Annotated in this window: 12 protein-coding genes; 4 read left to right on the forward strand and 8 right to left on the reverse strand. The window is 65.5% G+C overall.

What is annotated here, in order from left to right:
* Positions 1–125: 125 nt before the first annotated feature.
* A complete protein-coding gene (locus tag AC5JJ6_RS15155; protein ID WP_496042851.1) occupies positions 126–1,190 on the reverse strand; it encodes an SRPBCC family protein in 1,065 nt (354 codons plus the stop codon).
* Positions 1,191–1,390: 200 nt separating this feature from the next.
* Here AC5JJ6_RS15155 and panE point away from each other — a divergent pair, with 200 nt between their 5' ends.
* Entirely contained in the window at positions 1,391–2,332 is a 942-nt protein-coding gene (gene panE / locus AC5JJ6_RS15160) for a 2-dehydropantoate 2-reductase (protein ID WP_496042852.1), read from the forward strand.
* Between the two features lie 31 nt (positions 2,333–2,363).
* Here the strand turns inward: panE and AC5JJ6_RS15165 are convergent, their stop codons facing one another.
* Positions 2,364–3,347, reverse strand: coding sequence for an aldo/keto reductase (locus tag AC5JJ6_RS15165; protein ID WP_496042853.1), 984 nt, complete (start codon positions 3,345–3,347; stop codon positions 2,364–2,366).
* Positions 3,348–3,410: 63 nt separating this feature from the next.
* Positions 3,411–5,402, reverse strand: coding sequence for a B12-binding domain-containing radical SAM protein (locus tag AC5JJ6_RS15170; protein ID WP_496042854.1), 1,992 nt, complete (start codon positions 5,400–5,402; stop codon positions 3,411–3,413).
* Positions 5,403–5,638: 236 nt separating this feature from the next.
* Here AC5JJ6_RS15170 and AC5JJ6_RS15175 point away from each other — a divergent pair, with 236 nt between their 5' ends.
* A complete protein-coding gene (locus AC5JJ6_RS15175) occupies positions 5,639–6,409 on the forward strand; it encodes an SDR family oxidoreductase (RefSeq protein WP_496042855.1) in 771 nt (256 codons plus the stop codon).
* Here the strand turns inward: AC5JJ6_RS15175 and gmhB are convergent.
* Positions 6,372–6,953, reverse strand: a complete 582-nt coding sequence (gmhB, locus tag AC5JJ6_RS15180; protein WP_496042856.1) for a D-glycero-beta-D-manno-heptose 1,7-bisphosphate 7-phosphatase — start codon at positions 6,951–6,953, stop codon at positions 6,372–6,374. The two genes, AC5JJ6_RS15175 and gmhB, sit on opposite strands and share 38 nt — an antisense overlap.
* Entirely contained in the window at positions 6,940–7,539 is a 600-nt protein-coding gene (locus tag AC5JJ6_RS15185; protein ID WP_496042857.1) for a D-sedoheptulose-7-phosphate isomerase, read from the reverse strand. The genes gmhB and AC5JJ6_RS15185 overlap by 14 nt, the downstream gene beginning before the upstream one ends.
* Before the next feature lie 460 nt (positions 7,540–7,999).
* Here AC5JJ6_RS15185 and AC5JJ6_RS15190 point away from each other — a divergent pair, with 460 nt between their 5' ends.
* Together AC5JJ6_RS15190 and AC5JJ6_RS15195 are read left to right on the forward strand one after the other, a co-directional pair.
* The gene (locus AC5JJ6_RS15190; RefSeq protein ID WP_496042858.1) at positions 8,000–9,775 is read left to right on the forward strand and encodes a glycosyltransferase family 61 protein; all 1,776 of its coding nucleotides are present in this window, start codon (positions 8,000–8,002) and stop codon (positions 9,773–9,775) included.
* Entirely contained in the window at positions 9,772–10,878 is a 1,107-nt protein-coding gene (locus AC5JJ6_RS15195) for a sugar phosphate nucleotidyltransferase (RefSeq protein WP_496042859.1), read from the forward strand. Before AC5JJ6_RS15190 ends, AC5JJ6_RS15195 begins: the two co-directional genes overlap by 4 nt.
* On the opposite strand, the gene AC5JJ6_RS15200 is transcribed toward AC5JJ6_RS15195, so the two are convergent.
* From AC5JJ6_RS15200 to AC5JJ6_RS15210, 3 genes are all read right to left on the reverse strand, one after another.
* The gene (locus tag AC5JJ6_RS15200; RefSeq protein WP_496042860.1) at positions 10,860–11,624 is read right to left on the reverse strand and encodes a TylF/MycF/NovP-related O-methyltransferase; all 765 of its coding nucleotides are present in this window, start codon (positions 11,622–11,624) and stop codon (positions 10,860–10,862) included. The genes AC5JJ6_RS15195 and AC5JJ6_RS15200 overlap by 19 nt on opposite strands.
* Complete coding sequence (locus AC5JJ6_RS15205) at positions 11,621–12,334, reverse strand: phytanoyl-CoA dioxygenase family protein (protein WP_496042861.1); 714 nt, start codon at positions 12,332–12,334, stop codon at positions 11,621–11,623. Before AC5JJ6_RS15205 ends, AC5JJ6_RS15200 begins: the two co-directional genes overlap by 4 nt.
* 72 nt (positions 12,335–12,406) lie before the next feature.
* On the reverse strand, positions 12,407–13,050 hold a 644-nt coding region (locus tag AC5JJ6_RS15210), incomplete at its 5' end, for an FkbM family methyltransferase (RefSeq protein ID WP_496042862.1).

Below are 13,050 nucleotides of genomic sequence, written 5' to 3' on the forward strand. Positions count from 1 at the left end.
GTGAAGGTCGGACCCGCAGATCGCGGTGGACGTGATCCGGACGATCGCGTCGTCCGGGTTCAGGATCTTGGGATCGGGCACGTTCCGGACCTGGATATCCTTGGTCCCCATCCAGCATGTGGCTCTCATGATTTCGCCCCCTGATACGTTCCCGTCCTGAGTTCCGCTTCGACTGCCTCGGGCAGCTTGGACGGCGGTCTGGCCGGATGCCTGACCAGCGCGAAGCTGGTGTCCGACCGCGTGAGGTGGCCGGTCTCGACGATCTGCTTGAAGGCCCGCAGGTGGTCCGCCACCTGCTGGACCGGCTCCTTGCCGAACAGCTTGGCGATCTTCGCCCCGATGGCCCCGCCGGGAGGATCGACCCGCATCTCGACCTCGACCACCGTGCCCCGGTTGGCCGGCCTCTGCTTGAAAGTCACCGAACCGGCGTTGTGGACGCTCGACCCGGCCACGGATGCCCAGGCGATCCGCTCGTTCGGTACGTCCTCGGTGATCTCCGCATCCCATTCGACCGTGAAGCCGGCCACTCCCCTGGCCTTCCAGTGCGAGCGCTTGTCGTCCAGCTTCCGGATCTCTTCCATGTGGGTCATGAAGCGGGGCAGGTTGTCGAAGTCGCGCCAGAAGCGGTAAAGCTCCTCCGGCGGGCGGTTGATGGTGATGCTCTTCCTGACATGGACCGCGCCGCTCCAGCGCTGGTCCTCCACCGGACGGCCATGGTCACGGCCGCCTAAACCCTGTCTTCCGGCAAAGCCATCATCGGCGTCGTGCTCGGTCAGCTGGCGGCCGCACAGCAGGTCGAGCGCCATGACTCCTACGGCGGCGACGGTCGCGGCGGCGACCCGTTCCTTGTCGGTCCGGTCCGATGCCCAGGCGCCGCCCAGCAGCGAAAGGTCCATCACGTCGCCGCCGACCCGTGCCCATACCCATCCCTCGGGATGGGGTTGCGACAGGATGCCCAATCCGCTGGCGACCTCGCGCATTCCGACGGCCCGCATCATCTGCCGGTTTTCGTCATCGTCGGGGACACCGATCAGGCGCGCCATCCCATCCGGTGCCGCGATCTGCGCCAAGCCCAGCCCCAGACTGAACCAGCCGAGACCTTGGGCAAGCCGCTCCCCGTTTCCCCCGGAGCGGCCCCTGTTCCGGATAGTCCCCGTGCTCTCTTCGGCCCCCATGTTCCGTCTTGCCATCGTCTGCGATCTCCATTGGATCAACGGTCCGAAACCCGTTTTCCTCGGGATTCTGGTGCGCTCAACAGAAAATGCCGGCAATCCTTCCGCACTCCGTTCGGGGTACATCCCGCTTTCGGGTGACGCCGGTGGACAGCACGGTCCGTTGCCCATAGGGTCTACGCACGCAAACCGGGCAAGAAGAACAGGGTGGAAAAGACATGCGGATTCTCGTGGTCGGGGCCGGCGGCATCGGCGGCTACTACGGCGGCAGGCTGCTGAATGCAGGCCGGGACGTGACATTCCTCGTCCGCCAGCGCCGCGCCGACCAACTGGCCGAAGCCGGTCTGGTGGTCCGCAGCCCCCACGGCGATCTCGACCTCCCGGCTCCGCCGACCGTCCTGGCGCAGGACATCGCGGCTCCTTTCGACCTCATCCTGCTCAGTTGCAAGGCCTACGACCTGGAAGCGGCGATGGACTCGCTGGCGCCGGCCTGCGGCCCGGACACGCTGATCCTTCCCGTCCTCAACGGCATGCGCCACATGGACCTGCTGACCGCCCGCTTCGGCGCAAGCCGGGTGCTCGGCGGCTTGTGCCTGATCTCCGTCGTCCTCGATCCGGACGGGCGGGTCCTCCACCTCAACGACCTCCACGGCCTTACCTTCGGCGAGACTGCCGGCGGACGCACCCCCCGGATCGAAGCCGTCGCGGCGGAACTGACCGGCGCCGGGTTCGATGCCCGCCTCAGCTGTTCGATCCTTCAGGACATGTGGGAGAAATGGATCTTCATCGCGACCGGGGCCGGGGCCACCTGCCTGATGCGCGCCGCCATCGGCGACATCGTGGCGGCCGGCGCCGACCACGTCGTAACGTCGCTGCTGGCCGAAAGCTCGGCCATCGCGGCGTCGGAAGGCTTCCCGCCCCGCGCAGCCGCGACGGAGCGCGCCCGCGACACCTACACCAAGCCCGGTTCGACCATGACCGCCTCCATGCTGCGCGACATGGAGCGCGGCGGTCCGATCGAAGCCGACCAGATCGTCGGCGACCTGCTGCGCCGCGGCGGAGACCCGGCGGCCAATCCGACCCTCCGCATCGTCCTCGGTCACCTGAAAGCCTACGAGGCCCGCCGGGCGCGGGAAGCGGCGCCGGGAACCGCCGGCTGAACCGGGGCGCGCCATGCCTGCCGCGCCGGAGTCAGCTCCGCAGGAAGAACGACTCGCGGGAGTGCAGGTCGAGGATCCGGCGCACCGCCGCTCCGTCCAACGGACCGGCGGCGGAGGCGGCGGCGTTCTGTTCCGCCTCTTGCGCGCTCAGGATGCCGGGGATGGTGGTCGCCACTTCGGGAAACGAAAGGCAGAAGCGCAACGCCGTCCGGCTCCAGTCCCGACCCGGCGCTTGGCCCGGCGCTTGGCCCGATCCGGCGGCATCGTGCAGGCGCTTCGCACCGTCGGCCCAGCGGACGATCTGCGCACGGCTCCAGGCGGCCCGATGGTCGTCATCGGCGAAGCGCGTGGTCCCGTCCACTGTGCCGGAGAGGAAACCGAAGCACAGGGGCGTCCGGGCGATCACCCCGATGCCGTGGGCAGCGGCTTCCGTCAGCAGCCCCGATGTCGCCGCCCGGACATCCAGCATGTTCAGGTTGACCTGGACGACCGCCGCGGGAACGGCACCGATCAGGGCCGACGCCTCCTGCGGCGACTTGACGGAAACTCCCCAGGCCCTGATCGTGCCGGCCTCGCGCAGGCCGTCCAGCGTCGCCGCGACGTCGGGGTCGGCGGCGAACAGACCGGCCGGCGGGTTGTGAAGCTGCAGCAGGTCGATGGCGTCGCCGCCCAGCCGGCGAAGGCTCGCCTCGGCCGAGCGGCGCAAGGCGGCCGGGCTGAAGTCGGGCGGCTGGCCCCATCGCTGCTGGCCGGCCTTGGTGGCGACGGCGATACGGAACCGCCGCCCCCGGAACGCCTCGCCGATCAGCGTCTCGCTGTGGCCGTCGCCATAGGCGGGTGCGGTATCGTAGAAGGTGACGCCCAGATCGAAGGCGCGTGACAACGCCGTCCGGGACCGGGCGTCGTCCGTAGCGCCATAGGATGTCGCGCCGGCCGTCGCTCCCCCGATCCCCCAGGCGCCGAAGCCGATTTCCGACACCTCGATGCCGGTCGTGCCGAGCGGGCGGTATTTCATGAGGCGTCTCCGCGATGCGGCTGGGTGGAAGTGTCCGCCGCAGGGTTTACAGGCCCGGGGCCGTCAGTAGTGTCCGGCCAGTTCCCGGTGGACGGTCCGGTTGCCGTAGAGATAGGCGCCCTTCTTGTTGCCCCACCAGACGACCTCCCGGCACCATGTCGCGAAGTCGTCATAGGCTTGGCCGGAGCGCTCGATGTGGACGATGGCCGGGCTCCGGGGCAGCTCGCCGGCGGCCTGCGGCTCGCCCGCTCCGCCCTGAAGTGCATCGGCATAGAGACCGAGGACGTCGAACTCGATCCTCACGTCCAGGTCGTCGCGCACGAAGGGCTGCTTGACCAGGGCATGGTTCAGCCGGACGGCATCGGCGATCGCCTCCGCCGCGGCTCCCTCCACACCCGTCACCTCGCGGATCAGGCGTCCGCCTTCCGCATGGAAATCGCCGAGCCTGCCCTCGGCGGTCAGCTTGATGAACAGGTACTCGTCCGCCGGCCAGTAGATATCCAGCCATTCCGGAGCATGGACGTATTCCGGCCCGCCCTGCTGGATCGACCGCGCCTCGGCCATCAGGAAGTCGCGGATCTCGCCGAGCAGCGGATAACGGCCGGCATCGACATCCACGAAGGCTTCGATCAGCGTCCGGTAGGGTGTTCCGGCCAGCGAGCGGGCGGCGATGATCGGGATCTGGAAAAGCTTGTCGAAGTGCAGCAGGGCGGCGACCCAGCAGAAGACCCGGGTGCGGCGCCAGTCCGCCGGCGGCATCGCCGCGGTGGCGACGACCAGTTGCTGGCTCTCCGGGACGTCGTCCTCCATCTCCTCCCGCCGCCCATGGATGTTGATGATATCGGACTGAACGGTGACCATGCCGTGGCGGGCTTGGTATTCCGGATCGCCCATCTCGGCATTGGGCAGGATCGAGAGGTTGTTGAACTGGATGCGGTTGTGCTGGCCGCTTTCCATCAGCCGGTCGACGCCGCCGACGAAGCTTTCATAGGTTTCGCCGGGAAGCCCCAGGATCAGGTCGGAGTATGTCTCCACCCGGTCCCGGGCGAACCGCCGCTGGAGTTCCAGATAGGCGTCCAGCGAGATGTTCTGCCGCTTGATGCTGGTCAGGGTCGTCGCGTCCAGGCTCTGCATGGACAGGGCGACGCCCTTGTTCAGCCCGGCGTCGGACAGGATCTTCTGGGTCTCGTAAGCCCGCTCCGTGGCGTTCTTGGTGTTCTGCACCGACAGCGCATGGGGATAGCCGGTGCGCGCCTTCGTCTCCGAAACCATTCGGGAGATCTCCACGTCCCGCTTGAGGATCCCGAAATTGGCGTCGCAGCAGAAGATATATTCGATCCGACGGTCCGCGAACCACTCGACCTCGCGCCTCAGCCGCTCCATGGCGAACTGCCCGACCTTCGACGCCGTCGCCGACCCCCAGTCGCAGAAGGTGCATTGGAACGGGCATCCCCGGTTCGTCTCCCACAGTCCGATCCAGGTTTCGCCGGGACGGGCCTCGATCAGGGGATCGAACACGCCGGTCAGGAAAGGCGACGGGATCTCGTCTAGGTCGCGGATGCGGGGGCTGGCCGGGTTGTTCCGGAACGTGCCGTCCGGTGAGATGAAACTGATGCCGGGAACGTCGTGCCAACCGCCGTCCTGCAGGCTCTCCAGCAAGGCCAGATATGCGCGCTCGCCTTCGCCATGCACGGCGACGTCGATGAAGGGATGCTCCCGCAGGAACTCCTCGCACCGGTCGGGAACATGGGGGCCGCCGAAGACGATCATCGTCCGGGGATGCAGCTTCTTCAGGCGGCGCGCGATCTCCACCGAGATGCGGGCGTTCCAGACATACAGGCTGAACCCGGCGACATCGACCCCCAGCAATTGTTCGACGGCCTGCCCCACCGGCATCCGCCGGTAGACCGGCAGCCTGAACTCGTACCGCGACGGCTCCCGCGCATGCCGCTGGACGAACGCCTGGAGGACACCGAGGGAATAGGGCAGATAGCTTTGGCCGGAAAAGCTGTTGTTGATCTGGACTTGGCCGATGGCCAGGGTGCCGGTGGTCATGCTGCCGCCCCTATCATATCACTCCAGCGCCGCTCGATCTGATTCGATCATCCTAACGACGCCGGCCGGAAAGCATCGACCGGGCAGCATTGGCCGAACGGCACAAGCAGCTATAACCAACGTCGTCAGGCCCAGCATTGCCAAAATGCGCTTAGTAATTCCTTAAGATGCTGCCGCGAGCCTGATGTAACTTTCCATCGCTCCTGAACACATGCTTCGAATTGCAGGTAGACGACATGACGGAGCGTAGCGCTTCCCTTCGGACCGCCGGCCGCGTCGCCCTGGTGACGGGCGCGAGCCGCGGTATCGGTGCCGCGACCGCGATGAACCTCGCCGGCGCCGGATACCGCGTCGGCGTGAACTATCGCACCGGCGAAGCCGAGGCGGCAGCCGTCGTCGCCCGCATCCGGGCGGCAGGCGGCACGGCGGCGGCGATCCAGGGCGATATCGCCCGGGAGGAGGATGTCGTCAGGCTGTTCGCGGAGGTCGACCGCGCACTGGGACCGCTCTCGGCCCTGGTCGCGAATGCCGGCATCAGCGGCGGCTTCGGCCGTATCGACGAAGTCACCGGCGACACGCTGCGCGCCGTCTTCGAAACCAATGTCTACGGGACGTTCTGGTGCTGCCGCGAGGCCGTCCGCCGCCTGTCCACTGCGCAAGGCGGACAGGGCGGCGGGATCGTGCTGGTATCGTCCCAGGCCGCCCGGTTCGGCGGCAACCGGCTCGGCCCCTATGCCGCCTCCAAGGCGGCGATCGATACGCTGACGATAGGCTTGGCGCGCGAAGTGGCCGCCGAAGGCATCCGGGTCAACGCCGTCAGTCCCGGCGTCATCGAGACGGACCAGCAATCGGACATCCCGGCCGACCGACGTGCGGCGCTGGAGGCGAGCATTCCGATGGGGCGGCTGGGCACGCCCGAAGAGGTCGCCGAAACGATATGCTGGCTGCTGTCCTGCAACTCGTCCTATGTCAGCGGATCGATAATTCCGGTTCACGGGGCGCGCTGAAGGTAGTTCGCGCCGCCTGCCGCACGGTCTTCAGCAGATCGGAGCCGTCGAACAGATGACCCGGAATGCCGGCCGCCGCCGCCGCTTCGATGTCGGTGGACCGGTCGCCGATCAGGAAGCTGCCCGGCCGCTCGACCGGCCATTCCGCAAGGGCGCGCAGCAGCATTCCGGGTTTCGGCTTGCGGCAGCCGCAGCTAAGCCTGAGAGCGTCGTGGACGGCATCGGGATGATGCGGACAGAAGTAGAAGGCGTCGATATGGGCGCCGGCGGACGCCAGTTGCGCCGCCATCCAGCCGTGCAGCGCATGCACCGCCGCCTCGTCGTAATAGCCGCGCGCGATGCCGGACTGATTGGTCACCACGAACACCAGGTAACCCTGCTCGTTGAGCCACCGGATGGCGGCCATCGCACCCTCTACCCAGACGAAGCGGTCCGGACTGTGGACATAGCCGTGATCAAGATTGATCACGCCGTCGCGGTCGAGAAACGCCGCGGGGCGGCGAACCGGCATGTGCCCGGCAAAGAGCCGTTCAGAGCGGAGCATCGACCGCGTCTTCGACGAAACCGCAGAGGAGATGTCCGACCGCGATATGCATTTCCTGGATGCGGGCGGTATCGGCCGAGGGCACCCTGACGCAGATGTCGCACAAGGCCGCCATGGCGCCGCCGCCCTCCCCCGTCAGGCCGATGGTCGCGATGCCCATCCGCCGTGCCGTCTCGAGCGCGCGAACGACGTTCTCGCTGGTGCCGCTGGCCGACAGGGCGACCAGGACATCGCCGGCACGGCCGATCCCGGCCAGTTGGCGCGCAAAGATGTCCTGGAAGCCATAATCGTTGCCGATCGCGGTCAGCGCGGACGTGTCGACGGTCAGGGCGATCGCGGCCAGGGGCCGCCGGTCCCGCCGGTAACGCCCCGTCAGCTCCGCCGCGAGATGCTGGCTGTCGGCGGCGGAACCGCCGTTGCCGCAGAACAGGATCTTGTTGCCGGCCCGCAAGGCCCGGATCAGGCGGACCGCGGCCGCCGCGACGATCGGACCGCAGGACCTCAGCGCCTCGAAGTTCCGCGCGATATCCCGGAACGTCCGGTCGGCATCGGCGGCCATCAAACCCTCGATCGTGACCTGTTCCATGGCGTGTCCGTACCGGAAAATGCGCGGGAATACGTTGCTTGCGAGGGAATTATCGGGCAATTTCGTTAATGAATTTCGGTAGATTTGGGGGTTGGCAGACCGAACCCTCCGCATCCAGCCGGTGATGCGATGAATCTATTTACTATTTCGATGTAAATTTTCGGAGGGAAACGGTTCCAGGAAGGTTTTTACCATCATTCGAATTGATCGAATGGTGCGGAGCATGCTTATGGAAATTTCAGCATTCGTCGACTCCCTTATTAATTCACCAAACGTCGACAACGCCGATTTTTTGAATACGACTCAGAAATTACTGTCGAATATGGCTGGTGACGCAGAGCGGAGTATGCTCCTTACGGCATTGGACCTGGACAGTATTCAGGGAGCCGGAAGCTCTTCTATTTTTCTCCGCACTCAGAGGGATCGTTACCGGATACCGGTCGGCCGGCTTGCAGCAAGAATGGACGAACCTTTCCTGGGGCGTTTCGCAATCTGGAGTATCGTCCATTTCGCCGCGGCAAGCATTCAGATCTTCGGCTGCCACCCGGCCCACCAAGCCATGCGTCCAGCACCGATCCATCTCGCCGTCGGCAGCCTGATCGATTGTTTCGCCGGCCTTGCGGCGGTTCCCAAGTCCCTGGGCTGGATGCCTCGGCTGGCGGAGCAGCACGGTGCCGCGAACGACGAGGCGTTCTGCCGCGATGCATTCCAAATGACTCGCGCAGGGAGCCTCAGCATCGTCCGTGATCCGGAAGACCTTGGGCAGACTCCGGTCGGCACGATCGTCTGTTCTCCCGGCATGGACGAGGCGGCACTGATCACGCTGGTCAAGGATTTCCTTCCCCGCTGCGACCGCTTCGCTAAAATCATCCATTTTCCCGACAGCAAAACCGCAGCACGGCGCATCGCCAACGAAATCGGCGATTTCGACGGGCAATTGATCTTCAAGGAGAAGGTAGTCGGCAGGCTCTTCTATGATTGGGCCAGCCGCACCCTGGAGGTCCGCCCCTTGCGTATCTGCATGATGGAGTCGCTGCTGCCGCGCCATGAAGTCAAGCTGGCGCGTGCGCCCGGCCTGCGCGAGAGCCTCGGAAGGTTGGTAGAGGCCGGCGAACCGGCTCCCGGGGTCCGGCATGCCCCGTATGCCGCTGCTTTCACCGGGCCGACCCCTCCGCCGGAATTCGTCGCCGAAAGCCAGAAATCCGCAATCTGCGCTATCGCGGCAAATGTGAGGACCGAGATCCCGCCGATCCATCTCAGTCACTTCAGCGATTGCCGCATCGTAGCTCCGTCGGCGATCGTCTTCTCCGGCGACAGGGTCTACCGCCCATCGCTGGAATCCCTCACCGCCTTCGAAAATTTCTTCCACGGCCTTTATTCATCCACGGAACCCGGCAGGATCATCGTCAGCAAATACCTGCATACCGGGATTCGCGATGCCGGATTCGTGCCGGGCCGGAGCTTCCACGCGCTGAACATCTCCACGGGCAATTTCGGACATTTCATGTCGGAAGTGTTCACGCGGCTGATCGTCCTGCGAGACATCGGCGCGGAGCAGTACGACCACGTGATCGTGTCCGATGCGTTCCTGGACTGGGCGCGCCAGGGCTGCCTCGTCCTCGGCCTCGATCCGTCGAAGCTGATGACGCTCGGCGACGGCAGCAGGACCTTCGAGCACCTGACCTATGTCGACTGCAACCACGACAACTACCTGGGAGCGATTACAGGCAACCGGCTCGATCCGGATACCTTCGTCCTGCCCGACGTCGAAGGAGGAGACCGGATCTATCTGTCGCGGTTCGACGCCAGTCACCGGTTCATCGTCAACGAACGGGAAGTGGTCGATCTGGTGAAGTCCAAAGGATTCGATGTGCTTACGGGCCGTGGCATGGGCTTGGCGGAAACCATCGCCCGAATCCGCAAGGCCAGGATCATCGTCGGCACGGCGGGACCATTCGCGCAGGCGATCACCTTCAAGCGCCCTGGCTCCGTCTTCATCGATCTCGTCTCGGAAGAATTCTGCAACATGCCCCACGGCGGGACGTGGAACATGCCGACAAAGGACACGTGGCACATCGCCCATGTGACCGGCATAAGGCTGGGGACCGTAATGGGCCAAGGGTTCACCTGGTCGGAAGCGGACGAGGAATACATGCGCTACATGACCAACTTCATGATCGTGCCGGAGCACTTGGGAGAGGTCATCGACCAGGCGCTGGAAGCGATCGGCCAGTGACGGGCGATGGAGGCAGGATTCCCAGGCAAGCCGTCTTTCTGGTGGGAGGACGGGGCACGCGGCTCGGCACCCTGACCGACGGCACTCCCAAGCCGCTGCTGACGGTAGGGGACCGCCCGTTTCTCGATCATCTCATCGGTGAGGCCATCAGGTTCGGCATAGACCGCATCCTCCTTCTCTGCGGCTACCGTGCCGGCGACATCGCCGATCGTTACGCCGGACGCAAATTTCCCGGAACGGACTTCGACATCGTCGTCGAAACGGCGCCTGCCGGAACCGGCGGCGCAATCCGCAATGCCGCCGACAGTCCCGACGACACCTTCTTCCTGACCAACGGCGATTCCTGCTTCGACATCAATTGGCTGGACCTCGCTGTCGGAGAGACGAACGGCCAATGGATCGGCCGCATAGCGTTGAAAGCCATCCCCCCGGGCGGCCGCTATGGGCGCGTGTCGCTTGACGGTAGCCGGATCGATGCATTTCATGCAGCGGCGCCAGACCTGACCGGCCCAATGAATGCGGGGCTCTACGTGCTGCGGCGGTCGGTGACCGGCTGGATCGATAAGAGCCCATGTTCGCTCGAACAGGATGTGTTTCCGCGCCTTGCGGCGGCCGGCCTGCTGATGGGCCGGGTCTACGATCGCTTTTTCCTGGATATAGGGGTGCCCGAAGACTTCGGACGCGCCCAGGTCGAAGTGCCGGATTGCCTGAGCCGGCCCGCGGCTTTCCTGCCGCTGAAGCGCGTGCTTGGACATGACGACGGTTTTACCGCGGTAAAACTGCTCAACGACCACGGCTACTATGTATTCCTGACCGCCAACGGAAGGACCGGTTCAGTTCTGACACGTCTGTCCGGGGATCTGCGAGCCGTCGGCGCGCATATCGACGACATCGAGGACTTGTCCGCCGATACCGGTCAGGTGCTAGGGTGCATGGCAAGATGGCCGGTCAACCGGCAAGGCAGTTTCGCGGTTACGGACCGCCGGGATGAACTTGATCGGTTCGTTGCGGCCGGACTACCCGCCCGCCTGCTGTCCGGCGGCAGCCTGCCCGATCTCGCCACCGCCGGCATCAGGGCCGGAAATCAGCCCTTGACGAGGTAGGCGCCGGGATTGCTGCACCAGTTGAAGCGCCGCAGTTCGATGCTCTGCCCGGCGAAGAACTCGTCGACGGCCCGGCTCTCGCCTTCCCACGGCGGAATGCCGTACTCGTCGAAGGCGACGATGCCGCCGGGGACCACCAGCGGCCAGAGCTGCTCAAGGGCGATCTTGGTCGGCCGGTAGAGATCGACGTCGAAATGCAGCAGCGAGATCCGCATGCCCGGATTGTTCGCCACATAGTCGACCACGGTCTGCTCGATATCGCCCTTGACCAGATGGATCCGCGGCTTGTACGGGATGAAGCGGTCGGCGTCGAAGATCGAGATGACGTCTTCCAGCGGCGCTTCGAACCCGCCGCTGTCGAAGCCGCCGGCCTTCTTCTGCACGTCGCCGACGGCCGCCCCATCCTTGGGGTCCAGGTCCCCGAACCCTCGAAAATTGTCGAAGCCGACCACCTTCTTGTGGCGGTCGCCCATGTTGAGCACTTCAAGAAAGTTCGCCCAGGACAGCAGGGAGGTCCCGCGGAACACCCCCAGCTCGACGATGTCGCCCGGCAGGTCGACCGTTGCGCGGAACAGCTCGTAATGGGCGAGGAACCGCTTCAGATAGGTCCGTCGGGCGTAGAGCGGGAAGTTCTTCCAGACTTCCGTCCGCGAGATGTCGAAGGCCTCGAAATGCCGTTCGAGCATCTCCTCGACATTGTCGTCGGCGTGGAAATTGACGCGCCCGTCGAAGGAAGGTTTGGTCATTCCGGAAACTCCCGCTGCGAGCCGTCCGTCCGGACGAAGCAGCCTTTCTCGATGTCGAAGTAATCCTTGTCGGGGAGGGCCTCCGCCGGGATGACGAACCGGTACTCGAAGGACCGCCGGTCGATCGTGCCGTCCGGCGCCGGGATGGTCTGGTGCGGCGCCAGGTCGCCGAACACCAGCGCATCCCCGAAGGACAGGTCGAAACGCCGGAGCCCGCCGAAGTCAAGGTCTAGGATCGCGGCGCCATGGTTGCCGAACGCCGAGTGGTCCAGCTCGCCGTACTCGCCCTCGGCGAACTCCAGCGAGGCGCATTGGCGCGGGTCGGGCTCCAGCGGCACGAAGCAGGTGATCAGCCGGGCATGCTTGCGGGACATCAGCCTTACGTAGCCGGCGTCCTGATGCCACGGCACCAGATGGTCGCCGGCCTTGATATGGCGGATCTGGACGGGAAACAGCAGCCAGGTGAAGGGGCGCAGCCGTTCCACCAGTTCCGCCGAAGCGTTGCGCCAGGGATCGTACCAGCGCGGATCGAACCGGAACGCGGAGGTAGAGGCGCCCATGCTGACCCGCAGGGCATCGTTCTCGTCGAGCACCTGGGACTGCCTGACCTCTTCTTCGCGCAGGAAGTGCTCGCGCACGCTTCCCAGGACGCCGGGGTCGAGCAAACCCTTCTCGTGGCGAATGAAGCATCTGGTATCGGTCGGCAGCATGGTCTGATCGGCCCTTTCTAAGACTTGGCGGTCGGATCCGACCCTTGTTTCTCCGGCTGCGCCGGAAGGGTCTTATGTCTCCGGCTGCGCCGGAAGGTCCATGTAGTCGAAGAAACTGCGCCGCGAATCGACCAGCCGCCCGAGGGCGACGGTAGCCCCATCGGGATCGCGTTCGGCTGCGGCGGCAAGGTCGCGTATCGCGGCGACCGCCCGGTCCGGCGGCTGCCGCGCGATGTCCTGCACCAGCCGCTCCATCGCCTCTCGCTGGGAAGGCGTGCCGAGCTGGGCATTCAGTTCGAGCGCATAGTCGAAGTAGCCGGTCAGCAGCGCTATGACGATCAGCACCGCATACTGTCGCGGCGTCGCCGCCGTCCCGTCCGGCGCCGCCGGACCGCCGGGCAGAGGATCCTTGAAGAACAGGGCATCGGCCCAGAGAGCGCGTTCGCGTCCCAGGCGGGTCCGCTTGTCAAGTTGCTTGCGCGACCGCCCGGCGAAGTTCAGGAAGCCGAAGAACGAGAACCCCCGCTCCCGCAGGAACCGCTCTACGTCCGAGAACAGCTTCTGTCCCTGATAGAGTTCGCAGAACTCGACCTCGCAGAAGACCGCGGCCGTCGTCTCGCGCAATGTCCGCTCGGCGCCGGTCAGGATGTCGTATTCGGTGCCCTGGGTGTCCAGCTTGATGAACTCGCCCCAGGGAAGGCTGCGATGCGGATCGT

Source organism: Skermanella sp., from assembly GCF_059503625.1.